Raw genomic sequence first — 25,880 nt, forward strand, 5'->3', positions numbered from 1 at the left:
GGAAGTGCCTTTCTAGTGATCGAGGTGCCCAAGCAACCTCGAAGGGTGGAGTTTTAGCCTGTAACCGAGCCCTGAGTGAGCCCGGAGACGATGTATCGCTGCAGTGCGGCAAAGATGAGCAAGATCGGTAGAAGGACGATCACCGCGCCGGCCATGAGCATGCCCCAGTTCTGGGTGCTGCCATCGCTGTTAACCAGCTGCGTTAGACCCACAGGAAGGGTCATCATGTCTGGATGGTCGGTGACGATCAGTGGCCAGATGTACTCGTTCCATTCAGAAACGATTGTCACCAAAGCCACGGTCGCGATGCTCGGCACGGACACAGGGACAACGATCTTCCAGAGCTTGCGCCAGTGGCCCGCTCCGTCGATTTCCGCCGATTCCAGGATTGCCGGCGGCAGTGTGAGGAAATGCTGCCGGAGGAGGAAAGTGCCAAACGCCGTTCCCAGGCCTGGAAGGATAATTCCCCAATACGTGTTGAGCCCTCCCATGCCTGCGATCAAAACGTAGTTGGGAAGCACGGAAACCTGCGGCGGGACCATCAGCGCAACCAGAATCAGGAGGAAGATCACCCTCTTGAAGGGGAAACGGACAAACACGAGTGCGTAGGCCGTGAAGACTGCAAGTACGCACTTAATGGTGGATCCGATGACCGTGACGATCACGCTGTTGAGGAAGAATCGCGCGAAGGGCACGGTGGATGCTGCGTCTGCGTAGTTCTGAAAGCTGGGGCTCTTCGGCAGCCAGGTCAGGTTTGTTGTCACGATCTCGCCGGGCGCTTTGAGGGAAGACAACATCATCCATAGGAGGGGCACGAAGACAACCATGGTTGCCAGCAGAAGGGGGACGTAACCCCCGGCAATCGTCTTGCCAAGGTTTTGCCAGGAGAACGGGCGGTCACGACGTGGTGTGGCTTCAACGGTGTTGGTGCTCATGAGTAGTGAACCTTTCGCTCCACGAAGCGCAACTGCACGGCCGTCATGACGAGCAAGCCGGCGAACAGCACAACCGAGATGGCCGCGGAGTATCCGGCCCGGTTGTAGGAGCCGAATGCCTGAAGGTAGGAGTCAAAGATCAGCGTGCTGGTTCCGTTGCCGGATGGAGTCATGATGCGGATGATGTCGAACGCCTGCAGGGAGCTCAGCAGTGAGGTGATCAGGAGGAAGAAGGTGGTGGGGGAAAGAAGGGGAAGCACCACCGACGTGAAGCGCCGCAGGCTACTTGCACCATCCAACGCGGCAGCCTCCAGGAGCTGGGTGGGAATGGATTGCAGACCTGCCAGATACACCACTGCGCAATAGCCGAGGTTCTTCCACACGTACACGATGATGACCATGAGCAGCGCGAGCTTAGGATCGTTGACCCACTGGGGACTCGCCTGGCCAACTGTGCGGAGCATCCATGAAAGGACGCCGTACGTCGGATCGAAAATGAACAACCACACCAAGCCGACGCCGACGCCGGAAAGGACATAGGGCGCGAAAACCACTGCCCGGGCGAATGTTGTGCCCTTCAGCCTCTGGTTAAGAGCCAACGCCACCAGCAGGCCCAGCATCATCGCACCGCCAACGGTGGTGATCGTAAATATGGCTGTTACGCCCAGCACGCTTGAAGCGTCGGGGGAGGTAAAGAACTCCACATAATTACCCAGCCCGACGCTCGTTGCTGTGGCTGCCCCGAGCGTCCAGTCGAGGGTGGAATAGTAGAAGTTGGTGACCAGCGGACGGTATGTAAAGAGGAGGATGAGCAGGACATTGGGTGCCGCAAAAGCGGCAAAAACCCATGCGTCCCTGCGTGTTCTCCGGTTCCACCGTCGGTTCTTCGGGGTGCTTATTGGCGGTCTGTGGACCGGCGCCCTGCTGGTTTGCGCATTACTTGTACCTAATCTGCCCATGGAAAACCCTCACGTTGACCCCCTCGTCATCGCTGTCCGGGCGACTTAGCACTTGCAAAAAAGCATTTGTTTCATATTTGACCTGACAACCTAACTTCAGGTCATGGTCAACCTACACACAAAGATGGCTGATCACAAGACCAGATTCTGCGACGGTGGAAATAGGCTTCCCTGGCGTGTTACTGGGTATTTTCAGCCACAAATACTGGCTGAAAATACCATGCTAATACGTCCTTACAAAGTTCCTCGACCAACTTGCACGAATGTGCAGAAGCGTTGACTGGTACGTTCCATGGCTTGAAGAATTAGCGGGAGGACCGGCTCGCGTCGTGCCTACCTTGGGCTGCTTTTGCATGGAACATCCGTATCGGACTGGATCTTCCACAAAGAGGACAGAAGAAGGGGGTTGATAACCGAATCGGAGCAGTAAGTGATCTTCAGCGCGGATACACAGTGGTGGCAGATGTGTCTGGCCTTGGCCGCAGCACTCGTCCTATCCACAGCCATAGGTTTTGAACGCCAGAGCAGGAACAAGTCTGCGGGCATGAGAACCCATGCCATGGTTGGACTTGGAGCCGCACTGTTCATGGTGGTGAGCAAATATGGCTTTAGCGACGTCCTGACGGTGGACCTGGTGAGGCTGGATCCCTCCCGCCTGGCGGCTCAAGTGGTTTCCGGCATTGGCTTCATAGGGGCGGGGCTGGTGTTCGTGCGGCGGAACCAAGTCCGCGGATTGACGACAGCAGCCTCCATCTGGGTTACAGCAGCAGTCGGAACGTCCGCCGGGGCAGGCCTCCTGCTTCCCGCGGTATTCGTCACCGCAGCCCACTTCGTCATCGTCTATGTCTATCCCGTGGTGACTGCGAAGCTCCGCTTTGGTTTGCCAAGCCAGTGGATGTTGAAAGTTACCTATATGGACGGTGTCGGAGCCCTGAGGGACGTGCTTCGAACGTGCACCGAGCAAGGTTTCCGTGTTCAAGGTTTCGCTACGACGCGGGGTTCGGCCGAGTCCAAGGGCGTGATGGACCGGTTGATGACTGCTACCGAAACCGCCGCCACAGCTGACCTCATTGAGATAGAGCTGGAGATTGAAGGCACCATGGCAGCGTCGGACATCGTGGCCCAACTGTCCCAGCTCACTACCGTTATTGAAGTTTCCGTCGTGGACGAATCGGAATAGGAAGATCAATGATCGAAATTCAGGGCCACCGGGGCGTTCTTGCCACACGGCACGGCAATACGTTGGCGAGCTTCGTCGAGGCACTTCGCCTTGGCGTTGATGCGATAGAAGTCGATGTCTGGCTCACGTCTGACATGCAACTGGTATTGAGGCACGACGCCGTCATCGGAACCGCCGACATCAGGTTGGAAAGCATGCTTCAGGCTGTAGTTGAGAAGCACCCGGCGACGAATACCGACGTCGATCCTGAAACGCGTGCGCCCTCGCTGTCCGAGACCCTTGCATTGTTGCGATTCGCCAATGCCGCCGACGTCGTTCTGGACATTGAGGTCAAAACTGACGGTGCGGCCTGGGACCAGTATGCCCACGGAATAGTGACTGAATTGTCCAGGCTGCTCAAGGCTCACCAGGGTGAACAGGCCTTGCGCGTCCGCAGCTTCGATCCCCAAATCATTCGGGCACTGTCAGGAATGTTGCCTGGAGTTCCGCTGGTGGCGCTGAGCAGGGAGAGCCCCGTCCGGTCGGTAGGCCTCTATCCTTCTGCCGTTGAGGAATTTGTGATGGCTGCTTTGGCAACCGGCGCTTCCGCCATTGCGCCCGCCTTTGAAATTCTCGACGCCGGATTGGTCGCCGAGGCTCATGGCGCCTGCCTCAAGGTATTCCCTTGGACTCTGGCGACAAGCGATGAAATCAGCGCAGCCGTCCAACTCGGAGTCGATGGGATCTGCGTCAACGATGTAGCCCTGGCCCGGCAAGTCCTGGGCGAATTGGGCGAGCCTCTTGCCCCGTCCCGCGTCATCGCGTTGCCATTGCTGCACACGGTTTCCCCGCTGGACACGTGGTTCTCCTGATCCCCTTGCCTGTGATCCTCTTGGGTGCTGTGGTTTCCTGACCTTCTTTGCGGGTCAAGGCTGCTGTTTTCCGGCGATCTGGCTCCCTTTTAGTCTCAATGAGGGTCGGGAAGCGACGGGCCCCGTCATTTTTCGGCGTTGGGGCAGCCCCAGGATGTGGGGTTTTCCTGGCAGGTGTCGGCGACGAGTGCTTTTTCTGTTTTCCAGACCTGGATGGTTTTTGGTGGGGTGGTCAGGTCCAGGGTTCCGTTGATGGGTAGTGGTGGGCCGTTGTTTACGGAGTAGGTGCCGGTGAAGCTGGTGGTGATGGTGGCGGGGTAGTTCCCTGTTGCCGTGTAGCTGTGGCTGGTGCGGGTGTCGTTGAGGAGCCAGTCGGCTTCGGGGATCGAATAGCCGGCTGCGGGGGTGGGGCCGAGGCTGGTGCCGTCGCCGAAGGTGTAGGTGAAGCTGGCCGGGGTTGCTCTCAGGTGGACGGTTTGGCCGAGGATGGTGATGTTGAAGGCTTGTTCGGTGGTGGTGGTGTAGAAGTTTGTTGGTCCGCCTTTGAGGGTGTGGGGGAAGGGTTGGGCTTGGAGGGTTCCCGGGTTGACGGGGAGTTGGCGGAAGTCGTTCAGGATCCGGGCTGCGATGTTGGCCAGGACGTTTTCGGGTTGGGCGTCGTACAGGCAGGTGGGTCCGCTGACGGGGATCCAGTTGGTCCAGCCGGGGTTGGTGATGGACTTGGGGGCTTGTTTCCAGATCACCGGTGTTCCTTCTTCGCCGCCCGGTGTTGTGGCAGGGCAGCTTAAGGCCAGGCAACCGGGGTCGACGGTGTCGGGACCGTCTGCCCGGCAGTGGGTATCTGCCATGTACTGGTTAGGATCTGTTGTTGGGAAAATCGCGCTGCCGAGCACTGGCACACTTTTGCCAGTGTCAGCATCGACTACCAGCCTGCTTCCGACGTCGACTGTTCCGGTTTCGTTGTTAGCACCCGTCCAAGAATCTGAGTCTGCATGTGCCGGCACTGCGGCCGCCAGCCCAAACATCCCAGCAATGATCATGATGAATGACGTCCTCGAGAAGATGGCAACGGAACTAACCGATAAGACCAAGATCTGCCACCGTCCATCCGTTAGGTCCGAAAGAAGCAGATAAACCGAATGCCGAGTTGGTGGCCTTCTCAAAAGCGCGCCCAGTTGTTCCGTCGGCGTTGAAATAGTCAGCCCGCTGCTGAATCACTTGCACTTTTGCCTGTTGGCCAACTACGTTATCCGTCCACAGCGGCTCAACCACGGGAACTGTGATCTTTCCGCCCGCGAGCCAGCGTCCATCGACATTGCTATCGTCGATCCCTTCTTGAATCCGATTACAAGCGCGGCAGTCTGGAGCTGTGAGCCTTTTCCAACTTGAGCTATCGCCGGTCTCTATCGCGTAGTTCTGCTGGGCGTACCAATACCGGATAAACGCCTCCAGTCCCTCCTTCGAGTTCTCCTTAGCCAGCTCGGGCATAACGGGCACGGGCACATTCTGCGCTTTGCCCTTCGCATCCGCGGGCTTGTAGACGCCGGAGGGAGCGGTGGTCGCGGAAGGACCATCGGCAGAAGGTGAGCCGGACGCGCCAGAGGTGGGGGACGCCGTCGTCGGGCCTGTTTCTGAAGATGGTTTGCTCGGTGGGCAGCCGCCCTGGCAGCCGGTGAGCAGCAGCGAAAGCCCGAGCGCAGCAGCTGCCACGCGGACGATGAGAACAGTAAAAGAGGCAAACGAAAGACGTGTCATGACAGGCTCCCCAGCGGCTGTTTGGTGATGTGTCGGCCAGTCTAGGTGGCGCGGGCTTCAAGGACCCCCTCGAAGAGAACTTCCTGTGGATAACTCAGCCTCTGTTCACTGCCTCCCGCCGGGCGTATTCTTGCCCTCGCCGGTTCGTCATCGCACGCAATCCAATGGGGGACACCATGATCGAAACCACAGGCTCCAGCACGTCCAGGCTTCCTGGAAGGAATCGCAGGAAAGGTGCCGGCCGGCGAGGTACAAGCCCGCTGCTGATCGGGTGTCTTCTCTCCGGGACCTTGGCGCTCAGTGCCTGCTCTTTCCCGCTGCCGGTTGCACAGCCCACGCCCATTGCGTCGTCGAACGCCCCAACAGCCAGCGCCCCACAATCCAGTGCTGAGCCGTCCGCGGAGATCAGTGCAAGCCCGGACGCGACCACAGGCACAGGCGGCGTCTATGGCGAGTTCGCTTCCTTGTCTGAAGCGTGCATCTCCGTCAGTGCCGCCATGCTGAGCGTGACCATCCTTCCGTTGGCGGCCTTGGTGGGCGGCGACCCGGAAGATATCAAGAAGGCCAAGGAAGAACTGTCGCAAATGCAGGGCAAGGTGCCTGACGAACTGAAGCCGAGCTTTGAGAAGCTGAGGGCGTATACGGAGTCCGCCGGAACGGATTTCCGCAAGTACGGGGAGCCTGAATTCGAGGAACTTATGAAGCCGATCCAGGACTGGATGGATAAGAACTGCAAGTAGCCGCCGCGCACACTCGCTTCTCTCACAAAGCGTCGGAGCTAGACGCTAGGGTGGTACTCAAGAGAAGGGGAGTGCTTCGATGTCAGATCAGAACTTGCAGATCGACCCTGCGCCTGAGGGCGAGGTCCTCGGTACCGGACGCACCATCATCTCCGAGGCGGCAGTGGCAAAAGTAGCCGGCATCGCTGCACGCGCGGTTCCAGGTGTCTACTCCCTGGGCTCAGGTCCATCCCGCGCGCTTGGCGCAATCCGTGACGCTGTTGGCAGTTCGGACCATGCCGCGGGTGTTCGCGCCGAAGTCGGCGAGACCCAGGTGGCGGTGGACATCAACCTTGTGGCTGTCTATGGGCACCCCTTGCACAGCGTCGCCAACCAGGTCCGCGCTGCTGTTTACCGGGCTGTTGAGGAGCTCGTCGGGCTGCAGGTCATCGAGGTCAACATCGAGATCAACGATGTCTATGTGGCCCCGCCACCCAAGCCCAAAACCGTCGTGGTCGAAAGGGAGGCTCTGCAATGAGCATGACCGTTGTGGGAATCGCGATCGGCGCCTTCGTGGCGTTCATGTCCTTCCAATTCGGGCTGTGGGGCTTCCTTATCTCCCTGCTCTTCATGGGCATAGGCGCCCTCCTGGGCCGTGCAGCTGAAGGCAAGCTTGATCTTCGCAGCGTCCTGGACGCCATTACGGGCCGGCGCTCTTCGTCATGAGCGTGGCTGGGGCTGTGGAACCTACCACCAGCCTGGCCGGACATAACCGGATCAGTACCCAGGCTTTGACATCGCTGGCACAGGCCGCTGCCGCCGAGGCTCTCGGCGTGGAACCCAGCGACATCCGCGCAGATTGGTCGGACGACGACGGCCTGCTGGCTTTGTCCATCGTGGCACCTATCAGCATCCCCGCGTTGAGTGAAGTACTGCGCAATCCGGAGCGTGTCCAGGGCTTCGGCGGCTCCATCTGGGACCGTGCTGTGGCCGCAAAGGCAACCGTGTTGGAGCGTGTGACCCGGCTCAGTGGTTTCCGCATAAGCAGAGTGGATATCAGGATTAGTGGAGCCCACGTTTCAGAGGGAGGCCGCGTCCGGTGACACAGGACCAGCAAACAATCATTGAACCTTCTGACGCTGGCTCCGGAGCCAGCCCCATCGCCGGCGAGGACCCGGCAATGAGCCGTGTCCTGCGCAGGGAAACGCACTCGTCCCGGGCAGGAGCAGCCACCATCGCCGCCGTGCTGGTGATCATTCTCTGCGTCCTCGCGCTTCTGGAATCTGCGCTCCGCGCCATCGGCCAACCGCCATGGCTTATTGACCCAAGCACGGCAGCGGAGCGAATCATCGCACTTCCGGCGGGCATGCCGCCTCTTCTGCTTGGCGCCAGCGGTGCTGTCATTGCCATGGTCGGACTCTTTTTCCTCCTTCACGCTGTTTTACCAGGCAGACGGGCCCGGCATTTGCTGCGGGACCCACGCACCGCCGTCGTCGTTGATGACGAAGTGCTGGCCTCGGCACTTGCTCGTCGTGCGCGGACTGCCGCCAACGTGACACCGGAACAGGTCATGGTGATTGTGTCCAGGCAGTCAGTGGTGGTCAACGTCCGGCCCACCTCCGGCAGCAGGGTCAGCGAGGAAGCCGTCCTACAAGCAGTGCAGTCCGAACTCGATGAAATGTCCCCCTTTCCCATGCCCACTGTTCGGGTGAACCTCTCTACGTCGGGGGTGGTCGGCGCATGAACGAAACACCGCGTGCCCTCAACCGGGTGCTTCTCTTCATCATTGGCGTGAAACTCCTGGCCGTTGGGCTGCTTCTTCTCCTGCTGGCGACTGTTCCGGCCGTAGCAACGTGGTGGCACGGCTGGGCCGCGGACATGTGGGCCCGTGCCGAGGATGCATTCCAGCGAACCCGGTTCCCCGGCCGTGAGGAAAGTTGGCTGTGGATTGTGGCCGGTGTGGTTTTGGTGGCCATCATTATTGCGATGGTCGCCTGGGTGTCGCAACAGGGTAAAGGCCGGGCCAACCTTCTGGTGGCCAGCGACGATGAGAGCCATGTGGACGGTGAGGTCCAGATCGGTGGCGGCGTCGCGGAACAGGCGCTCCGGGCAGCTTTGGCAGATCGGCCGGACCTCGCCGGCGCGTCTGTGGCCACGTATGAGGTCAAAGGCCAGCCCGGATTAAGGGTGCGCATCCAGCCCCGGCAGGGCGTGGCACCGCACCTCCTTGCCGCCGAAATTTCACGGCTGGTCGAAGCCCTGGACCTGGTGATCGGCAAGAAGACGCCCGTATTGGTCCATATGGCATCAGGGGCCCGTGCGAAATTTACAAAAGCTGAACGGGTTCGCTGACTGTCCTGGCTAATTTTGCCGAATATTTCACTCCGGGTGTTTTGCGTTGCGTAACCCGCGTGGATGCCAATAGTTTGAAAGTAGAGGGGGAAAACTCCCTGATGCGATTGATTGCTTTGCAGGGTAAATACCGGGAGTGATCAGCGTTCAACCGTCACGAAGGAGAGCACCATGAGTGAAGAAACCACGGGATCGGAAGCAGTGGAAGGCGCTGCGGGCAAGGCCAAGGATGTAGCTGGCGAGGCACTTGAAAATGCGAAGGAATTTGCCGGCGAGGCCGCTGAAAATGTCAAGGAGTTTGCTGGAGCGGCTGCAGAAAACGTCAAAGAATTCGCAGGCGATGCAGCAGAAAACGTCAAGGAATTTTTCGCCGGTGACGTGAGTGAGAATGCTAAGGAACTTGCTGGTGACGTTGCCGGGAAATCCAGGGAAATCGCCGGAGATGTTACCGAAAACGTGAAGGGTCTCGGCTCCAAGATCGCAGGCCTGTTCAAGGGCGGGAAGTAGCCCTAACCGCATGGTGCGGGGATGGCAGTTCAGGAACGTGGTGGACCGCACCTTATGAGCTGTCATCCCGCCTTGCGGCTCATCGGCGAACCCGCACATCCACGCCTAGTAGGCTGAGTTTCACACGCGATGGACGGGAGGCTCCAGTGGTCGGGAAAACTGCGACTGGTACGACTGCAACTGGGACGACGCTGGCCGGCGTGATGGCCGAGCTGGCCGCGCTGGAAGACCCGAGGTCGCGCGAGGTGAACGAAAAACACGGTGACGATCACGGTGTGAACCTCAGTAAATTGCGCGCGATTGCGAAGCGGTTGAAGATACAGCCGGAGCTTTCGCGCGAGCTTTGGGAGACCGATGACACCGCGGCGAAGCTGCTGGCACTGCTGATTTGCCGGCCTAAGTCGTACGGATCCGAAGATCTGGACACCATGCTGCGCGAGGCCCGAACACCCAAAGTCCATGACTGGCTCGTGAACTACGTGGTCAAGAAGAATCCGCACGCCGAAGAGCTGCGACTGGCCTGGTTTGCGGACAAGGATCCCTTGGTGGCGAGTGCCGGTTGGGCGCTGACCTCGGAGCGCGTCGTCAAGGATCCGGCCGGCCTGGACCTTACCGGGCTGCTGGATGCCATCGAGGAGGGGATGAAGGACGCCCCGGACCGCCTGCAGTGGGCGATGAACACCTGTCTTGCCCAGATCGGCATCGAACACCCGGAGTATCGCGCCCGCGCCTTGAGTATTGGTGAGCGCTTGGAGGTTCTGAAGGATTACCCAACTCCGCCCAACTGCACCTCTCCGTTCGCGCCTGCCTGGATCAACGAGATGGTGCGCCGGCAGCAACTGTCAGCAACCAGCTAGCCCCTGTTGCGGTGCATCATCCGGTACGTCAGTTCCGCGAGGAGTTCCTCGTCTGAAAGATGCGAGGCCCGGGCTATAGGGGCTGCCGGTACCATGACGCGAGGCCCCGGGGACTGCCGTGGCTCGTCGCTGCTGCGCATGTCGTCCGGAGTGATTTGGTCCGGAGCGAAGCTGGATTTTCCCTTGAGGACTTCAGACATGGATCCAGCGCGCCACCCCAGGGCGTGCTCGAGCTTGCGCTGATTGATTTCCTGGGTGCGGCGCGTACCGGATTCCAGCGTCCGTACAGTCTTGATTGCCGTCCCAGCCTGCTTGGCCAACTGCACCTGGCTCAGCCCCTGGGCCAGCCGTTCTTCTTTGATCAGGCGGCCGATAGTCTGGAGTGCTTCAAGTTCATCCACACTTCCCACTGTTGCATAGGCAATACTGGGCAAACAAATCTCATGACGTGCGTGTTGGACCCGCGACTTCCTCGTGCCCGTGGGGTGGCGGCCGCTGCAGGCGGCGGATTCAAGACGTCGACGACGGCGCCCGGCGATCGCTGCGGTGCAGTTCCGGCGCGATGCAAAGGTTACTTTGTATCGTTGTGGTTACGGTCGGTGTAAGCGCTTGCATTTCTATGGACAACCTCGCTAGTGTGAGGGCCACCACATCAATCGCGCCACGATTTTCTTGTACTCAGCGAGGAGTCTTCAGCATGAAAAAAACCAAGTACCTGCTCCCGGTCGCAGCGGCCGGCGTTCTGGCACTTACCATGTCCGCATGTAGCGGAAACAGCGGCGGCGGCGGAAGCACCGCGTCGGACGACTGTTCCGCATACGAAACCTACGGCAAGCACGACGGCAAGACAGTCTCCGTGTACTCCACGATCGTCGACGTCGAAGCGACAAACCTCGAGGAATCCTGGGCACAGTTCGAAAAGTGCACGGGCATTACGGTCAAGTACGAGGGCAGCAAGGAGTTCGAGACCCAGATCGGTGTCCGGGCCCAGTCCGGTACGGCCCCTGACGTAGCGATCTTCCCCCAGCCCGGTCTTCTGGCCACGCAGGCCAAGGCCGGTTACCTGAAGCCCGCTCCCAAGACTGTGTCCGATCTTGTGGACAAGAATTGGTCCGCAGACTGGAAGAAGTACGGCACGGTGGACGGCACGTTCTACGCCGCCCCTATGCTTGCGAACGTCAAGGGATACGTCTGGTACTCGCCCAAGACCTTCAAGGACAAGGGTTGGCAGGTCCCCAAGACGTGGGACGAAATGATGGACCTGACCAAGAAGATCGCCGACGACAAGACCATGAAGCCATGGTGTGCCGGATTTGAATCGGGCGAAGCCACGGGTTGGCCGGGTACCGACTGGATCGAGGACGTTGTCCTGCGTGCCGAAGGCCCGGAAGTCTATGACAAGTGGATCACGCACCAGATTCCGTTCAATGACCCCAAGATCGTCAACTCCTTCAACAAGGTTGGCGACATCCTCCTCAACCCGGATTACGTCAACGGCGGCTTCGGTGACCCACGCTCGATCTTGAGCACCGCGTTTGCCCAGGCTGGCCAGCCGGTTCTGGACGGACAGTGCGCCATGCACCACCAGGCATCGTTCCAGGCAGCCAACTGGCCTGCCGGTACCAACGTGGCCGAAGACGGCGACGTCTGGGCATTCATGACGCCTCCGGTGGATGAATCCAAGGGCACTGCCATCACCGGTGGTGGCGAGTCGGTTGCCGCTTACAAGGACACCCCTGAGGTCCAGGCATACCTGGCATTCATGGCTAGTGCGGACTTCGCCAACAACCGCGTGAAGCTCGGCGGCGCCATCAGTGCAAACAAGGGCCTTGCCCCGAACAACGCACAGTCGGCCCTGGACAAGCAGTCCATCAAGCTCCTTCAGGATCCCAAGACCGTCTTCCGTTTTGACGGTTCGGACCTGATGCCGAGCGCCGTGGGTTCCAACTCGTTCTGGAAGGGCATCGTTGCCTGGATCAATGGCAGCTCCGCCCAGCAGGTAACTGACAGCATCGAGTCCAGCTGGCCCAAGGGCTAACTCCGAAAGCGCTGCCTCCCCTGCCTGGTTTGCCCAGTCGGGGAGGCAGCGTTTTTCCCGGAACCTAGTGATTCACTCACGCCCCGGAGGTTGGGTATGGAATTTATCGGAGGAAAACTCCTTCAAGTAGTGATCGCCCTCGCGATCTTTGCCGCTATTATCGGCATCCTCATGCTGGTGGTGGACAGAGCACCGAAATCAGTCAAGGACAAAGTTACGGTGGCAGGATTCCTGGCTCCCGCCGGAATCCTGATGCTGGTGGGCCTCGTGTACCCAGCGGTGCGCACGTCAATGTTGGCCTTCACGGACGCCAGTGGCCAAGGCAACGGATTCGACAACTTTGTTTGGATGTTTACCCAGCCTGAGGCTTTGACCACGCTGCGTAACACCATTATCTGGACCGTTCTGGTCCCCTTGTTGTCAACCTCTTTCGGCTTGGCCTACGCCGTCTTTATCGATAAGGCCCGCGGAGAGCGGGTTCTGAAGTCCCTGGTCTTCATGCCGATGGCCATCTCCTTTGTAGGCGCCGGTATCATCTGGAAGCTCGTGTACGACTACCGCGGCCCCGGCATCGAACAGACTGGTGTGATCAACTTCATCCGTGACGCGTTGGGAATGAACCCCAAGCAGTTCCTCCTCGACGCCCCGGAAAACACGGTGTTCCTGATCATCGTGATGGTCTGGATCCAAACCGGCTTCGCCATGGTGATTCTCTCCGCGGCCATCAAGGGTGTCCCCGTGGAACTCATCGAGGCGGCCCGCTTGGATGGGGCCAACGCCTGGCAGCAGTTCCGCAACGTGACGGTCCCGGGTATCCGTGGGGCGCTGGTGGTGGTCCTGACTACTATTACGATCGCCACGTTGAAGGTATTCGACATTGTTCGAACCATGACGGCCGGTAACTACGACACGTCGGTTGTGGCCAACGAAATGTACACGCAGGCCTTCCGTGCCGGTGAGCCGGGACGAGGTGCCGCATTGGCCCTGATCCTGTTCCTCATGGTGCTGCCCATCGTCGTGTACAACGCTCGAGTCCTTCGCAAGCAAAGGGAGATCCATTGACAGCCACGCCAGCCCCGAAAGAGGCGTCCAAGGCCGCCACCCGGCAGCGTCCTGGATCGGACCCCACGGAGGACGCCCAGCCGATGATGCGCAGGGTCAAGACCAAGCTCACTTCCAAGTGGGCCACAGCGGCAGCGATCATCATCGCCGTCGTATGGTCTGTCCCGACTTTTGGCCTCTTTGTTACCTCATTCAGGCCCGCAGCCAAGCAAGTAGGCCCCCGCTCAAACGGCTGGTGGAATGCCTTCCTTGACTGGGACTTCACCTTCAAGAACTATGTGGATGTCCTTACCCCGGCGGGCTCGCAGTCCGCCAACCTTTCCCAGTACTTCATCAACTCCGTGGCGATCGTCATTCCAGTCACCATCTTTGTGCTGGTATTGGCGTCCATGGCCGCCTATGTTTTCGCATGGGGGAAGTTCAAGGGCCGCGACGCACTCTTCATTTTCGTTTTTGCCCTGCAGATCATCCCGCTCCAGATGGCACTGATTCCGCTCCTGCAACTCTTCACGCAAACCCTGCATTTGCCTGCGGGTTCGTATGCGCAGCTGTGGATTGCCCACACCATGTTCGGCCTTCCCCTGGGTATTTTCCTCCTCCACAACTTCATCTCCGAGATCCCGGGTGAGGTTATCGAGGCGGCAAGGGTGGACGGTGCGGGACACAGCACCATTTTCTGGCGGATCATCCTGCCGCTTTCCGTTCCGGCCCTGGCTTCTCTGGCGATCTTCCAGTTCCTGTGGGTCTGGAACGACCTCCTGGTTGCGCTGGTGTTCTCCGGCGGAACGGCCGACGTAGCACCTATCACCCAGCGTCTGGCCGAGATTTCCGGCACGCGCGGTGCCAGGGACTACTTGAACCCGGCCGCGGCCTTCGTGTCGATCATCATCCCGCTTCTGGTGTTCTTCGGCCTGCAGCGGTACTTCGTCCGGGGCCTGCTGTCCGGCGGTCTCAAGGGCTAGACAATTGCAGCGTTGGTTACGCAGCGGAACGACTCCGCTGCGTAACCAAGGCCTGCACAAAATAGACTGATTCTTCGCCATGAGACAGAGAACGGCGAAGTGAAGGCAGCCGGAGAGGGGGGCCTGTGACACGAACAACGGGTAGGTCCCAGCGCGGTGGTCATACAGGCGTCAGCATCGAGGACGTCGCAGCAGCAGCGGGAGTGTCCACGGCTACCGTTTCCAGGGCCGTCAGGGGACTGCCACGGGTTTCGCCGGCAACCCGTGAAAAGATCCTGGAAGTGGCGGCGTCGCTGGGTTATGTGGCGTCGTCGTCGGCGTCGGGTCTGGCCACCGGGCGTACGCGCACCATCGGAGTCCTGGCGCCCTTCGTCAGCCGTTGGTTCTTCTCCAAGGCAATCGAAGGCGCGGACAGGGAACTGCACTCACGCAAGTACAACCTCTCCCTGTTCAACCTTGGCGGCCATGGCAGCAATCGCGAGCGGCTCTTCAGCTCCACCATGGTTTACAAACAGATCGACGCCCTGCTGGTGCTGTGTATGGCGCTCAGCGAGGACGAACTGGAACACCTCCACAAGATCGACATCCCGTTGGTGGTTGTTGGCGGGCACGTTGAGGATTGTGCCTACATCGGTATCAACGATTACGACGCCGCAACCACCGCCGTGCGGCACCTGCTGGACCTCGGACACAAGGACATTGCCCTGCTCCATGGCGATGACGAGACAGACCTGAACTTCGACGTTCCCCGCGTCCGGATCCGCGCCTTCCAGGACGTCATGACCGACGCCGGTTTGGAAGTCCGTCCCGAGTGGGACGAATGGGGTGACTTCACGGTTGCCAGCGGGCAGCAGGCATTCAACCGCCTCTGGAGCCAGCCCGGACGCAAGCCTACGGCCATTTTCTGTTCCTCCGATGAAATGGCCATGGGGGTCATCTTCGAAGCCACGCGACACGGCGTTCGAGTGCCCGCGGACCTCTCAGTCATCGGAATCGACGACCACGACTTCTCCGAAGCCCTGGGCCTGACAACGGTGGGTCAACGGCCGGACGACCAAGCCGAACTGGGCACCAAGATGCTTTTGGACGAACTCGATGGCATCGCCGGTGCCGTTCATTCAGAGGTAGCGCCGCACCAATTGATTGTGCGGGAGACAACAGCGCCGCCGTGCCGGTGATGACAGCCTACGAGGCCCGCGCCAACTGCCGGATGGGGATCCAGCGCGAGGCTAGCCGGCGATAAGCTGCCGCTGCGCCCGTCATATCTCCCTCGGCAAGGCACTCGATCCCGAGGCGAACATCCATGGGGGATTCGTCCGGGTACACCTTGTCCGCCACAGCTCCGTAATCCAACTCCACCATGGACTGGACATGGAACAACTCCAGCCACTCGGTGAGCTGCGTGAGATCGTCCAGCATGTCCAGGTCCGGGGCTGCCAAAGCCAGATGGGCTACGGCAAAGCGTGCCCTGTCCAGGGCCTCCGTCAACGGCGTCCACACCCGGACAGTGAGGATGTGCCCGTCCGACTCCACCACATCCTTGCGGTCAGACTCAGCGAAAAGCGAGAACCAACTAAAAGGGATACCCCAGGTGGAGGCCCGGGTGTGGACCCGCTTGGCTTCCTCCCCGGCGTTGATGCGATCGATCCGCGCTTGGTGCTTGTCCCGCTGCGAAACCGGAATCAGCAGATCGGCCAGCGGGCTGTGCACACCATCCATGAGGGCATTCGCTGCCAACCCGGCGCGAATCACCAGTTGGCTGGGGCAGTAAAGCAGCCGTCCGGCGTCGTGGGCGTCCTTATCCTGGGCCGCCGCGCCGGTGGCGGCATCTGTGGAACTGTCCGCCGCAGTGTGCCGCCCGCCAGGGACGCGCGTCATTCGCACCAGATCAGTCCGGCCGGTGGGGAAGGGGTCCCCGCCCGTCCGGGTGATGCGGCCCAGTGAGGCTTGGAGCTCAGCGTTTTCGACGGCGGCCCGGGACCGGATCTTGCTGCTGTCCGCCACGAGCTGGCGCTGCTGCTCCGGCGGAAACGCCTCAAGGGGCTCGTAGATGCGCAGGGACGAAGAGAACGGCAGTCCTGCCTGGCCCCTATACAGGTTTCCAGTCATCTCCAGCCGGCCCCTTTCGTCCATTAGCGGTGATTAGTCTGCAAGCTCCACGATCACGGGAGCATGGTCGGAAGCGCCCTTGCCCTTACGTTCCTCGCGGTCGATGGAGGCACCGGTGACCCGGGCAGCAAGCGCCGGGGAAGCCAGGCAGAAGTCGATGCGCATGCCTTCCTTCTTGGGGAAGCGCAGCTGCGTGTAGTCCCAGTACGTGTAGACGCCAGGGCCGGGTGTGTAGGGGCGAACGACGTCGGTGTAACCGGCAGCTTCGAAGGCGTGGAATGCGGCGCGCTCCGGCTCGCTGACGTGCGTGAAGTTGTTGTTACGGAACAGTTCGATGTCCCAGACGTCGTCATCGAACGGTGCAATGTTCCAGTCGCCCATGAGCGCCACCTGGGCGGTGGGCTCGGTCTTGAGCCACTCCGCGGCGTTGCCTTGAAGGACGTCAAGCCACTTGAGTTTGTACGGCATGTGTTCGTCGTCCAGGGAGCGGCCATTGGGAACATACAGGCTCCAAATGCGGATGCCGCCGCAGGTGGCGGCAATAGCGCGGGCTTCCTGCGCGGGATCCTTGCCGGCCTTGCCGAACATCGGCTGGTCCAGGAAAGTGCGTTCTACATCCTCCAGCCCAACGCGGGACGCAATGGCGACGCCGTTCCACTGGTTCACGCCGAAGTGCGCAACCTCGTAGCCCATGCGCTCAAAGAGCTCCCACGGGAAGTTATCGTCCTTGCACTTGGTCTCCTGGATGGCCAGGACATCACAGTCGCTGCGCTCAAGCCACGCTTCCACGCGGTCGGCACGGGCACGGAGGGAGTTCACATTCCAGGTAGCTATCTTCACAGCCACTAACTTACCGAACTTAGCGCCGAGCGCATCCCCTCATGAAGGATTGAGCGTGACAGGCCGATTAGTGGGCGTACATGAAGGCAGACGAGGCGCCCCTGCGCATCTTGATGCCGCAAACGATCAACAACAGCCCCGCAACAGCGGAGAATGCTGCCAGCAAACCCACCACGCCCAGGAAGCCGAGACCGGGGTTGATCAGGACGAAGAGTCCAAAAAGTGCAGTCACAAGACCCGTCAGCAGCCAGACCCCCCAGCCATTAACGGAGTTCCTTGCAGCAAAGGCGAAGACGATTTCGGAAAGCCCCAGGACCAAGGCCCAGAGCCCAATCAGGATGCCAAGTGCTGCAGCTGTGATTCCCGGCCATGCAACCGCCACCAAACCCGCGGCGATGGAGATGAAGCCGCCCACCATCGTCCAGCCGGAATGGCGTGAAGGGTCATAAAAGTAGTGGGCTACGTTGGTGAGGCCGTCCACGATTGCGAAGATTCCGAACACGACAACCAGCCCGAAGACCGTGGCTACCGGCAAAGATGCCACGAGGAAGGCAAAGAGTACGGCCAGAATTCCGCGGACCAGCAGGGCGGTTCCGGAATGTTTGAACATCTTGCGTGCCGAAGCGTCGGACATAGTGCCAGCTTAATGGAAGGCGGGCTGTGGATATATAGCAATGAGCCTTGAATCGCCAGGCGCGGCCTGCCTACCGCATGCCCTCACGACGGATGGCCGTTGCGATGGCCGCCGCCCGCGTCTCCACGCCGAGTTTGGCGTAGATGTGGGCCAGATGGGTTTTGACGGTTGCTTCCGAAATGAAGAGGCGTTTGCCAAGATCGCGGTTGCTGAGGCCCTCCGTCAGGAGGCTCAGGAGCTCTGCCTCCCGGGGTGTGAGGATTTCGTCCGGGTTCCGCAGCTGTTGGAAAAGCCGGGACGCAACGGGCGCGCTCATCACGCTTTTGCCCTGCACGGCGCCTCTCACAGCTGCAAAGATCTCTTCCGGTGCAGCGTCCTTGAGCAGGTACCCCATTGCGCCGGCGTCCACCGCACGGACGATGTCGGCGTCGGAATCGTAGGTGGTGAAGACGATCACCGCTTGGCGGGGGTTGCGCTGCCGCAACTGTTTGATGGCCTCGATGCCGTCCATTCCCGCACCCATCGCAAGGTCCATGAGAACCACTGCGGGTGAGTGCTGTTGAGCCGCTTCCAACGCTTCCTCACCGGATGCCGCTTCGCCGACGACGACGATATCCGCCTGGGTGCCCAACAGCGCCTTCAGCCCGCTCCGGACCACCGTATGGTCGTCCACAAGGAGCACGGAAATGGTAGTCACAGGGACTCCTTCGATGAATCTTCGGGCCAGGTATCTTCGGCCGGGGTATCTTCGGGCAGAGCCGGCAATGGCAGCTGGGCCGCGATGATCGTACCTTCACCCGGGGTGCTCTCCACGGACAATTCTCCGCCTAGTTGCTCAATGCGTTGCCGCATGGCGCGCAGGCCGTATCCTCCCGATTCCGACGGCGGAGGTACCGCTCCTGGATCAAAGCCGCGGCCGTCGTCGAACACGTCCAGGGTGATCGCATCCGGCAGGTACCCAAGAGTCACGCTGGCGTTGTCCGCGTGGGCATGAAGTTTGATGTTGGCCACGGCGCTCTGGGCCACGCGGAGCAGGGCGTGCCGGACCTCGGCCGGGATGGGACGGGTCTCGCCGGTGACCTGCACGCGGACGTGGTCCAGATACGTCCGGGCGGCGCGTTCCAAGGCCTCGTGAAGGGGCGCAGTCTCCAGGCCAGGTGCCGAGAGCTCGTGCACCAGGCTCCGGGTGTCGGCAAGATTTCCGCGGAGGAGGCTGGTTGCTTTGCTGACCTCGTGATGCGCCGCAGGATCAGGCCAGGAACGTTGGGCTGCCTCCAAGTGGAGCAAGCCGCTCGCGAGGCCCTGGGTGATGGTGTCGTGGATTTCACGTGAAACACGCTCGCGCTCCGCCGCGATTCCTGCCGTCCGTTCACTCGCCGCCAGCTGTTCCTGAGCTTGGGATACGTCTTCGAAGAGCATTCGCTGGAGGGCACTGTCGCGCTCGATCTTGTCGTAAACCAGCGTCAACAGCGCGCCGGCAGCGAGCGGTCCCAGCAGCATGGCGACGTCCGTCCATCCGCTCATACGGAAAAGCCCGACGGCGGTGGCCGCCGCCGTCGCGCCACCAGCCAGATACGCGGTCCACCCTCGGAACGCGGTGCGGCTGAGGAAGAAAATGGCGAATGAACACCACGCGAAGCTGGGTGCCGCGATCACCAGAGCCGACCAAACCCCCACCAAGGCAAACATCCACAGCTTGCGGTTCAGGGTTTGTTGGCTCTGCCCAGGCTGGCGGTGACCGGTGAGGTGGCGGTGTTGGGTGGGCTGGCGGTGTTGGGCCAGCAACGCTGTCACGACGTACAGAGCACACACGGCGACCGCCAAGGCCACAGTCCACAGGTTGTCCGCGGGGGAGTGGCGCATGACGTAGCGGACAGCAGAGGCGACCATCAGCACGGCAAAGCCCAGGTGCACCACCGCATCGATGCGGGTATCGATCCGGCTTGGCTCGGGCCGGCTTGGCTCTAGCCGGGTGCTTGGATCCGGCCGCTGAGGGGCTGCTGGCATTGGATGGGTCCCTGTTTCCGTTCCGGTCGGTAGTAGGCGCTCTTTCCATGCTAGATCCCGTGTGATTGCTGGTCTCTCCACCTTTTGGCTGATACGGCTGGCGGAAAGGCTGACCTTGGAACCGGCTCACGGCCGATGCCTGCCCGGAGCTGCCCCGGAAGCATGGGATATGTACCCGAAATTGCCGATGCGTGCCACGAGGAGAACTCCATGAAGAAGTCCAACAAGATGATTGCTGCCGCCGCTGCTGGAGCGCTGTTGCTCACAGGCGGGGTTACCGCAGTAGCCAATGCCGTGGCCCCCGCGGCCGCGCCTGTTACCGCACCTGCCGCGCCGGTAGCTGCCGAAGTCCAGCCTGCTCCGGAGAATGTGGTTGCCCAGAACCGAATCACTGTGGGTGCTTCGAGTGCGGCCGTAAATGCGGCGCTTGCCAAGTGCCAGGCGGACAAGCTTCCGTTCGTGACCGTCGCACTGGTAGATCGCTTCGGTACGGTCCAGGCCCTTCTCCGCGGCGACAACGCCGCCGAGCACACCATCGAAGCCGCCAAGCAGAAGGCCTACACGGCGGCTGCCTTTGGTGCCCCCACCAGCGAACTGGCCAAGCGCATCAACGGCACCGGACCGTCCATCGCGGACCTTCCCGGCACGCTTTTCCTGGCTGGCGGTGTCCCGTTGAAGGTCAACGGCGTATCCGTGGCTGGCATCGGCGTCGGCGGTGCTCCCGACGGCGCCTTGGACGAGGCGTGCGCGACTGCTGGTGCCGAGGCCTTGGCCATAGCTGCGAAGTAGCCTCGAAGGTATGGGTTCCCCTAAGGCGCGTGGGCTGACTGCGGGTTCGGCAATCGGCGCAGGTTTGCTGGTCGCCGGACTTCTGGCTGGCTGCGCGCCGTCCTCGCCTGTTGACTCACAGACGTCCGGTTCGCAAACAGCGAGTACGACGGCGGCCGCCTCACCTGACAGCCCGGCACCTACCCAAGTGACACCGTCGAGTGTCAGTCCTGTCCCGGCGTCGTCCGTTGCCTTGCCGCCCAAGCTGTCACCGGAGGCCCAAAGGGAAACCGACCGGCTCCTGATCCTCGCCGCGAAGGCCAACGATCCCGTGCGGGTCCGCGAGCTTATCGCCGCTGGCGGCAACGTCAATGCCAAGGACGACATCCAGGACTCGGCGTTCCTTTACGCGGGGGCGGAAGGCTTCAACGAGGTGCTGCAACTGACGTTGGCGGCCGGGGCAGACGTCGACAGCATCAACCGATATGGCGGCACAGCCCTGATTCCGGCGAGCGAGCATGGGCACACCGAAACTGTGCGGATCCTCATCGCCGCGGGCGTGCCTGTGAACCACGTGAACAACCTGGGCTGGACGGCCATGCAGGAAGCCATCCTGCTCAACAACGGCGGGCCGAACCAGCAAGACGTGGTCCGGCAGCTGCTGGCCGCGGGAGCTGATCCGGATATCCGTGATCCCCAAGGCCGAACCGCCCTGCAGAACGCAGAGCGGCTCGGGTTCACGGAGATCGCGGCTCTGATCCGGAACCGCTGAACGCCCCCGACCGCCCCCGCCGGCCCAACTAGGTCGCATTAGTGCGCGTTTTGACGACTCTAAACGCGCACTAATGCGACTCAGATGGGCTAAAGGGACTCGAGGATGCTGACGTAGTTGGCGATGCCCACTCCGCCCATGTTTTGGACGGCACCCCGCCGGGCATTGGGAAGCTGCATGTCGCCGGCGGTCCCCGTGAGCTGCATGGCCGCAATGACATGCTGCGACACGCCAGTTGCGCCCACAGGATGCCCCTTCGCCTTAAGGCCTCCAGATACGTTTACGGGAAGTTTGCCGTCCCTGTATACCCAGCCCTCCTGAACAGCGCGCGAGCCCTCGCCGCGGGGAGTCAGGCCCATGGCCTCGTACATGATGAGCTCGGCGATGGTGAAGCAGTCGTGGACTTCGGCGAAGTCCAGTCCATCGATGCCCACGCCCGCCATGCCCAGCGCGCGCTCCCACGATGCTCGGGTGGCGGCGAATTCGGTGGGATCGCGCTTCTCCGCGGGGAAGAAATCGTTCGCATGACCGAAGCCAGCCAAGCGCACAGGCGACGTCGCGCCGGCGGTTGCCGACGTTGAAATCACGACGGCGGCCGCACCGTCCGAGACCGGCGAACAGTCCGTGCGGCGCAAGGGGTCCGCGACCATCGGGTTCTTGTCCGAGATGGTGCGGCAGAATTCCTCCCCAAAGTCCCGGTGCATCTGGGCGTAGGGATTGTCCATTCCGTTGTGGTGGTTCTTGGCTGCAATGGAACCGAGGACATCGCCCAGGCCCCCGGGGTAGTTGGCGGCGTCAATGCCCGTGCCGTACCGCTTCCCGTAGTGCTTCGCCACCTCGGCGAACAACCCCGTGAACCCTGTAGTGGAGGCCTTGCCCGCCATCTCGTACGACGCACCAAGCAAAGCCGCCCCCACAACGTCCGCTCCGGCGTCGGTCATCTTTTCCGCGCCGATCACCAAGACATTGCGGGCAGTTCCAGCGAGCACAGCCTTCACGCCTTGCTGGAACGCCGCGGAACCGGAGGCGCAAGCGTTCTCCGTGCGCGTTGCAGGGACATTGGCCAGGTCTGCGGAGAGCTGGAGGGCCAAGGACGACGTGAAACCCAGCGGCTGCATGCCTGAGTTGAACTGGCCGAGGTAGATCTCGTCGATGTCCTTCGGTTCCAGCCCCGAGTTACGGATGGCTTCCCCGGCTACATGGACGATCAGGGACTCCAAAGTCTCGTCCGTGAGTTTGCCAAACTTGCTGTGGCCCCACCCGGTGAGCAGGATGTCCTTGCCGAACTGGTCTTTCAGGCTCATGCGTTTACTCCTTCGAGGGTGCTTTCTTCCTCAGACTCGAGCGCAACAGCGAACTCGGCTTCGGTCTTACTGCGTATCTCTTCCACGGTGACGCCCGGGGCGAGGCGGGTCAGCAGAAGTCGCGTGCCGCCGTCGTGGTTTTCCGGGTCCGGCGCTATGTCGAAGACGGCGAGGTCCGTGATGATCCGGTCAACGCACTTGAGCCCCGTGAGCGGCAGTGTGCATTCGGTAACGATCTTGGCCGAGCCGTCCTTGGCGTTGTGCTCGGTGAGGACCACCACCCGCGGCGTCCCGGCCACCAGGTCCATCGCGCCGCCCATGCCCTTGACCATCTTGCCGGGGATGGTCCAGTTGGCGAGGTCGCCGCCGCCGGACACCTGCATCGCGCCCAGGATGGCCACCTTTACATGCCCGCCACGGATCATGCCGAACGAGGTAGCGGAATCGAAGATGCTGCCTCCCGGGGTGATGGTCACGGTCTGCTTGCCGGCGTTGATGAGGTCGGCGTCTTCCTCGCCCTCGTACGGAAACGGGCCCATTCCGAGCAGGCCGTTCTCGCTCTGGAGGACAACCCGCACGCCATCGGGCAGGTTATTGGCAACCAGCGTGGGGATGCCGATGCCGAGGTTGACGTAGTCGCCGTCGTTCAATTCTTCGGCCGCAATGGCGGCCATCTGGTCTCGTGTCCAAGCCATGATTGTGCTCCTTGTTCCTTAAACCGTTAGCGCTTCTTTAGACCGTTACCGCTTCTAGAGGGCTAGCGCTTCGCGCCGGGGGCGGACTGTGCGCTGTTCGATGTCCTTAACGCGTGCGCTGGCCTGCACCAGTCGCTGGACGTAGACGCCTGGAGTGACGATGTGATTGGGGTCGAGCCCGCCGGGCTGCACAATGACCTCCGCCTCAGCGATGGTGACGGCGCCGGCCGTTGCCACCACCGGGTTGAAGTTCCTCGCCGTGTAGCGGTAGATCAGGTTTCCATCCGTGTCCGCGGTGTGCGCATGAACCAGCGCGACGTCGGCGGTGATGGCGCGCTCGCGGACGTAAGTCACGCCGTCGAACTCCTCCAACGGCTTGCCCTCGGCAACAAGCGTGCCCACGCCGGTCCGCGTGTAGAAGGCAGGGATGCCGGCGCCGCCCGCACGGAGGCGTTCGGCAAGGGTGCCTTGGGGAGTGAACTCGACGTCGAGCTTGCCTGCGAGGTACTGCTCGGCGAAAAGCTTGTTCTCGCCGACGTAGGAAGCGATGACCTTCCTGACCTGGCCTGCCTCGATCAGCACACCGAGCCCCTTGCCATCCACCCCCATGTTGTTGGAGACGATGGTGAGGTCCTTGGCGCCCGACTCACGGACGGCATCGATCAGGTCGGCGGGGATGCCACTCAGGCCAAAACCCCCGACGGCGATCGTCAGGCCGTCTGCCATCAAGTCTTGGAGCGCTTGGGTTGCGCTGGCGTGAATCTTCGACATGGGAGCTCCTCTTTGAGTGTTCGTGGTGGACGTATCCACGTTGTGGACTCGTGACCTGTAGAGGAGCCTAGGTGTCATCCCACCCAGGGTCAACGACCAGACTGCTTGGCTACTCACGGTGTGGACTGTAGGCTCAATGGTGTCCATATTGTGGATGAATCTTCAAAGGAGCACCTGTGCCGGAACAGAAATCCACGCAAAACCCAGTCCAGGGCGCCCAGGTCGTAGGCCGGGTTGCCCTGCTGCTGAGGCTTGTTGGGCGCAAACCCGAGGGGACATCGTTGGCCGGGTTGGTTCGGGAATCAGGGCTGACGCGGCCAACAGTGCACCGGCTGCTGACGTCCCTTGCCGCGGAGGGTTTGCTGGAGCACGATTCAGCCGCCGGGAAGTGGGTTCTGGGGCCGGAGATCTTCCTCCTTGGATCGGTGGCGGCGGCACGCTTCCCCATGGAGGATATTGCCCGGCCCAGCCTGCGCCGGCTCGCCGCGGAGACTGGCGAGAGCGCGTTCTTCTCCATCCGTCGCGGCAACGAAACCGTCTGCGTGTTGCGCGAGGAAGGCTCGTTCCCGGTGAGATCCTTCGTGCTGCATGAAGGCGTACGTTTTCCATTGGGAGTTGCGTCGGCAGGAACGGCCATCATGGCTTTCCTGCCCGCCGATGAGCAGGAAACCCTGCTGAAGGACTGGCCCGCGCACGCTGGCGACTTTGCCGTGGGACACCCGGCCGACGTGGTTCGGGGGAACCTTGAGCGCACCCGGCTCACGGGCTACTCGGTAAATCCGGGGCTGATCCTTGAAGGAAGCTGGGGGATGGGCGCGGCCGTTTTTGACCAGCAGGGGCGCCCCGCATGGGCCCTTTCCTTGACGGGGATCGAACCCCGGTTCCGTCCGGATCGACAGGAATTCCTCGGCAAATTGCTGCTCGAGGAAGCTCATCGAATGACCGCGAAACTGCAAGGCTGACCCAACTGAGTCGCATTTGTGCGCGTTTTGACGGCTCTAAACGTGCTCTAATGCGACTCAGTTGGGTCAGCGCAGGTCCAGGCGCATGAGTACCCTGGGGAAACCGTTGAGGACGGACGTTGTCTCTGCGACCTTTGTGAAGCCGGCTTTCTCGAACAGTCTGCGGGTCCCCACGTACGCCATGGTCAAGTCCACCTTGCTGCCCTTGTTGTCCACGGGATAGCCCTCAATGGCTGGCGCGCCGTACTCGCGGGCCATCTCGATGGCACCCTCCAGCAGATGATGGGAGATGCCCTTGCCTCGATGCCCGGGCCGCACCCTGATGCACCAGACAGACCAGACGGCGGCGTCGTCCACATGTGGAATCTTCCGGTTCGTTGCGAAGCTGGTGTCGGCCCGGGGGTGAACGGCAGCCCACCCAACTACTTCGCCGCCGTCGTAAGCGAGAACGCCTGGCGGCGGATCCTCCGCCACCAGCTTTTCCACGAACTTTCCCCGTTCCTCGCGCTGGAGCGCAAGATTTTGTTTCGAGGGAATCCGGTAGCTCAGGCACCAGCACACGTTGGCGTCCGGACGTTTGGGGCCGACGATGGTTTTCACGTCCTCGAATACCGTTGCCGGGCGAACCTCGATTGCCATGCCGCCCATCCTGTCACCGCCGCCCAACTCTTCGCTAGACTGGCGGACGTGATGACCGGATCGGGCACCTGCCCTGCACGGATTGGCTACCCGGCCGAGCTCTGACGCCCTCTGTCAGCCAGAGCGATGGTGTCCCGCGCGCTCCTCCCTGTGGGTCGATGAATTTCAGCCCATCGATTTTAAACCCATTTCCAGGAGTCAT

General features: G+C 61.4%; 31 protein-coding genes. 17 read left to right on the forward strand and 14 right to left on the reverse strand.

Features of this window, described 5'->3' with window-relative positions; genetic code table 11:
• Positions 1–53: 53 nt before the first annotated feature.
• Both LDN82_RS01870 and LDN82_RS01875 read right to left on the reverse strand, forming a co-directional pair.
• Complete coding sequence (locus LDN82_RS01870; RefSeq protein ID WP_224166161.1) at positions 54–935, reverse strand: carbohydrate ABC transporter permease; 882 nt, start codon at positions 933–935, stop codon at positions 54–56.
• Positions 932–1,894: a sugar ABC transporter permease gene (locus LDN82_RS01875; protein WP_224166162.1), complete on the reverse strand. Its 963-nt coding sequence runs from the start codon at positions 1,892–1,894 to the stop codon at positions 932–934. The genes LDN82_RS01870 and LDN82_RS01875 overlap by 4 nt, the downstream gene beginning before the upstream one ends.
• Positions 1,895–2,357: 463 nt before the next feature.
• On the opposite strand from LDN82_RS01875, the gene LDN82_RS01880 reads away from it, so the two are divergent.
• Together LDN82_RS01880 and LDN82_RS01885 are read left to right on the forward strand one after the other, a co-directional pair.
• Positions 2,358–3,074 (forward strand): MgtC/SapB family protein, encoded by a 717-nt coding sequence (locus tag LDN82_RS01880; RefSeq protein WP_224167440.1) that lies wholly within the window; start codon positions 2,358–2,360, stop codon positions 3,072–3,074.
• 8 nt (positions 3,075–3,082) lie between these two features.
• Complete coding sequence (locus LDN82_RS01885; RefSeq protein ID WP_224166163.1) at positions 3,083–3,925, forward strand: glycerophosphodiester phosphodiesterase; 843 nt, start codon at positions 3,083–3,085, stop codon at positions 3,923–3,925.
• A 125-nt stretch (positions 3,926–4,050) separates the two neighbouring features.
• On the opposite strand, the gene LDN82_RS01890 is transcribed toward LDN82_RS01885, so the two are convergent.
• On the reverse strand, positions 4,051–4,668 hold the full coding sequence (locus tag LDN82_RS01890) for a hypothetical protein (RefSeq protein WP_224166164.1): 618 nt from the start codon (positions 4,666–4,668) through the stop codon (positions 4,051–4,053).
• A gap of 331 nt (positions 4,669–4,999) precedes the next feature.
• Positions 5,000–5,680 carry a DUF6318 family protein gene (locus LDN82_RS01895; protein WP_224166165.1) on the reverse strand — a complete coding sequence of 227 codons (681 nt, stop codon included), beginning with the start codon at positions 5,678–5,680 and terminating at the stop codon, positions 5,000–5,002.
• Positions 5,681–5,856: 176 nt separating this feature from the next.
• Between LDN82_RS01895 and LDN82_RS01900 the strand changes: the two genes are divergently transcribed.
• The 8 genes from LDN82_RS01900 (at position 5,857) to LDN82_RS01935 (ending at position 10,115) form a co-directional block, all read left to right on the forward strand.
• Complete coding sequence (locus tag LDN82_RS01900; RefSeq protein WP_224166166.1) at positions 5,857–6,420, forward strand: hypothetical protein; 564 nt, start codon at positions 5,857–5,859, stop codon at positions 6,418–6,420.
• Between the two features lie 79 nt (positions 6,421–6,499).
• Positions 6,500–6,937, forward strand: a complete 438-nt coding sequence (locus tag LDN82_RS01905; protein ID WP_223947702.1) for an Asp23/Gls24 family envelope stress response protein — start codon at positions 6,500–6,502, stop codon at positions 6,935–6,937.
• Positions 6,934–7,125, forward strand: a complete 192-nt coding sequence (locus LDN82_RS01910) for a hypothetical protein (protein ID WP_216922303.1) — start codon at positions 6,934–6,936, stop codon at positions 7,123–7,125. The genes LDN82_RS01905 and LDN82_RS01910 overlap by 4 nt, the downstream gene beginning before the upstream one ends.
• Positions 7,122–7,502, forward strand: a complete 381-nt coding sequence (locus LDN82_RS01915) for a hypothetical protein (RefSeq protein ID WP_224094995.1) — start codon at positions 7,122–7,124, stop codon at positions 7,500–7,502. Before LDN82_RS01910 ends, LDN82_RS01915 begins: the two co-directional genes overlap by 4 nt.
• Entirely contained in the window at positions 7,499–8,143 is a 645-nt protein-coding gene (locus LDN82_RS01920) for a DUF6286 domain-containing protein (RefSeq protein ID WP_224166167.1), read from the forward strand. Before LDN82_RS01915 ends, LDN82_RS01920 begins: the two co-directional genes overlap by 4 nt.
• A complete protein-coding gene (locus tag LDN82_RS01925) occupies positions 8,140–8,751 on the forward strand; it encodes a hypothetical protein (RefSeq protein WP_224094999.1) in 612 nt (203 codons plus the stop codon). The genes LDN82_RS01920 and LDN82_RS01925 overlap by 4 nt, the downstream gene beginning before the upstream one ends.
• Positions 8,752–8,922: 171 nt before the next feature.
• Complete coding sequence (locus LDN82_RS01930) at positions 8,923–9,258, forward strand: hypothetical protein (protein ID WP_224166168.1); 336 nt, start codon at positions 8,923–8,925, stop codon at positions 9,256–9,258.
• Positions 9,259–9,461: 203 nt separating this feature from the next.
• Entirely contained in the window at positions 9,462–10,115 is a 654-nt protein-coding gene (locus LDN82_RS01935) for a DNA alkylation repair protein (RefSeq protein WP_224167441.1), read from the forward strand.
• Here the strand turns inward: LDN82_RS01935 and LDN82_RS01940 are convergent.
• The gene (locus LDN82_RS01940) at positions 10,112–10,549 is read right to left on the reverse strand and encodes a helix-turn-helix transcriptional regulator (RefSeq protein WP_224166169.1); all 438 of its coding nucleotides are present in this window, start codon (positions 10,547–10,549) and stop codon (positions 10,112–10,114) included. The two genes, LDN82_RS01935 and LDN82_RS01940, sit on opposite strands and share 4 nt — an antisense overlap.
• A 263-nt stretch (positions 10,550–10,812) precedes the next feature.
• On the opposite strand from LDN82_RS01940, the gene LDN82_RS01945 reads away from it, so the two are divergent.
• From LDN82_RS01945 to LDN82_RS01960, 4 genes are all read left to right on the forward strand, one after another.
• Positions 10,813–12,153, forward strand: coding sequence for an extracellular solute-binding protein (locus LDN82_RS01945; RefSeq protein ID WP_224166170.1), 1,341 nt, complete (start codon positions 10,813–10,815; stop codon positions 12,151–12,153).
• Between the two features lie 96 nt (positions 12,154–12,249).
• Complete coding sequence (locus LDN82_RS01950) at positions 12,250–13,215, forward strand: sugar ABC transporter permease (protein WP_224095004.1); 966 nt, start codon at positions 12,250–12,252, stop codon at positions 13,213–13,215.
• Positions 13,212–14,177 carry a carbohydrate ABC transporter permease gene (locus tag LDN82_RS01955; protein WP_224095005.1) on the forward strand — a complete coding sequence of 322 codons (966 nt, stop codon included), beginning with the start codon at positions 13,212–13,214 and terminating at the stop codon, positions 14,175–14,177. Before LDN82_RS01950 ends, LDN82_RS01955 begins: the two co-directional genes overlap by 4 nt.
• Before the next feature lie 125 nt (positions 14,178–14,302).
• Positions 14,303–15,355 (forward strand): LacI family DNA-binding transcriptional regulator, encoded by a 1,053-nt coding sequence (locus LDN82_RS01960; protein ID WP_224095006.1) that lies wholly within the window; start codon positions 14,303–14,305, stop codon positions 15,353–15,355.
• Between the two features lie 7 nt (positions 15,356–15,362).
• Here LDN82_RS01960 and LDN82_RS01965 read toward each other — a convergent pair whose 3' ends face one another.
• The 5 genes from LDN82_RS01965 to LDN82_RS01985 form a co-directional block, all read right to left on the reverse strand.
• Positions 15,363–16,286, reverse strand: coding sequence for a hypothetical protein (locus LDN82_RS01965; protein WP_224166171.1), 924 nt, complete (start codon positions 16,284–16,286; stop codon positions 15,363–15,365).
• Positions 16,287–16,319: 33 nt separating this feature from the next.
• Entirely contained in the window at positions 16,320–17,126 is an 807-nt protein-coding gene (locus LDN82_RS01970; protein WP_224166172.1) for an exodeoxyribonuclease III, read from the reverse strand.
• 67 nt (positions 17,127–17,193) lie between these two features.
• Positions 17,194–17,760, reverse strand: coding sequence for a DUF308 domain-containing protein (locus tag LDN82_RS01975; protein WP_224166173.1), 567 nt, complete (start codon positions 17,758–17,760; stop codon positions 17,194–17,196).
• A 70-nt stretch (positions 17,761–17,830) separates the two neighbouring features.
• The gene (locus LDN82_RS01980; protein ID WP_224166174.1) at positions 17,831–18,457 is read right to left on the reverse strand and encodes a response regulator transcription factor; all 627 of its coding nucleotides are present in this window, start codon (positions 18,455–18,457) and stop codon (positions 17,831–17,833) included.
• On the reverse strand, positions 18,454–19,767 hold the full coding sequence (locus LDN82_RS01985) for a sensor histidine kinase (RefSeq protein ID WP_224166175.1): 1,314 nt from the start codon (positions 19,765–19,767) through the stop codon (positions 18,454–18,456). The genes LDN82_RS01980 and LDN82_RS01985 overlap by 4 nt, the downstream gene beginning before the upstream one ends.
• Positions 19,768–19,977: 210 nt before the next feature.
• On the opposite strand from LDN82_RS01985, the gene LDN82_RS01990 reads away from it, so the two are divergent.
• On the forward strand, positions 19,978–20,556 hold the full coding sequence (locus LDN82_RS01990) for a heme-binding protein (RefSeq protein ID WP_224166176.1): 579 nt from the start codon (positions 19,978–19,980) through the stop codon (positions 20,554–20,556).
• A gap of 10 nt (positions 20,557–20,566) precedes the next feature.
• Positions 20,567–21,307 (forward strand): ankyrin repeat domain-containing protein, encoded by a 741-nt coding sequence (locus LDN82_RS01995; RefSeq protein ID WP_224166177.1) that lies wholly within the window; start codon positions 20,567–20,569, stop codon positions 21,305–21,307.
• 89 nt (positions 21,308–21,396) lie between these two features.
• Here the strand turns inward: LDN82_RS01995 and LDN82_RS02000 are convergent, their stop codons facing one another.
• Genes LDN82_RS02000 through LDN82_RS02010 form a run of 3 tightly spaced genes read right to left on the reverse strand, consistent with a single transcriptional unit; the run spans position 21,397 to position 24,077 of the window.
• On the reverse strand, positions 21,397–22,611 hold the full coding sequence (locus LDN82_RS02000) for an acetyl-CoA acetyltransferase (protein ID WP_224166178.1): 1,215 nt from the start codon (positions 22,609–22,611) through the stop codon (positions 21,397–21,399).
• A complete protein-coding gene (locus LDN82_RS02005) occupies positions 22,608–23,306 on the reverse strand; it encodes a CoA transferase subunit B (protein ID WP_224166179.1) in 699 nt (232 codons plus the stop codon). Before LDN82_RS02005 ends, LDN82_RS02000 begins: the two co-directional genes overlap by 4 nt.
• 54 nt (positions 23,307–23,360) lie before the next feature.
• Positions 23,361–24,077, reverse strand: coding sequence for a CoA transferase subunit A (locus LDN82_RS02010; RefSeq protein ID WP_224166180.1), 717 nt, complete (start codon positions 24,075–24,077; stop codon positions 23,361–23,363).
• 176 nt (positions 24,078–24,253) lie between these two features.
• Here LDN82_RS02010 and LDN82_RS02015 point away from each other — a divergent pair, with 176 nt between their 5' ends.
• Complete coding sequence (locus LDN82_RS02015) at positions 24,254–25,039, forward strand: IclR family transcriptional regulator (RefSeq protein WP_224166181.1); 786 nt, start codon at positions 24,254–24,256, stop codon at positions 25,037–25,039.
• Positions 25,040–25,105: 66 nt separating this feature from the next.
• On the opposite strand, the gene LDN82_RS02020 is transcribed toward LDN82_RS02015, so the two are convergent.
• The gene (locus LDN82_RS02020) at positions 25,106–25,678 is read right to left on the reverse strand and encodes a GNAT family N-acetyltransferase (RefSeq protein ID WP_224095021.1); all 573 of its coding nucleotides are present in this window, start codon (positions 25,676–25,678) and stop codon (positions 25,106–25,108) included.
• Positions 25,679–25,880: the final 202 nt, after the last annotated feature.

Source organism: Arthrobacter sp. StoSoilA2 (assembly GCF_019977195.1).
GTDB lineage: Bacteria > Actinomycetota > Actinomycetes > Actinomycetales > Micrococcaceae > Arthrobacter.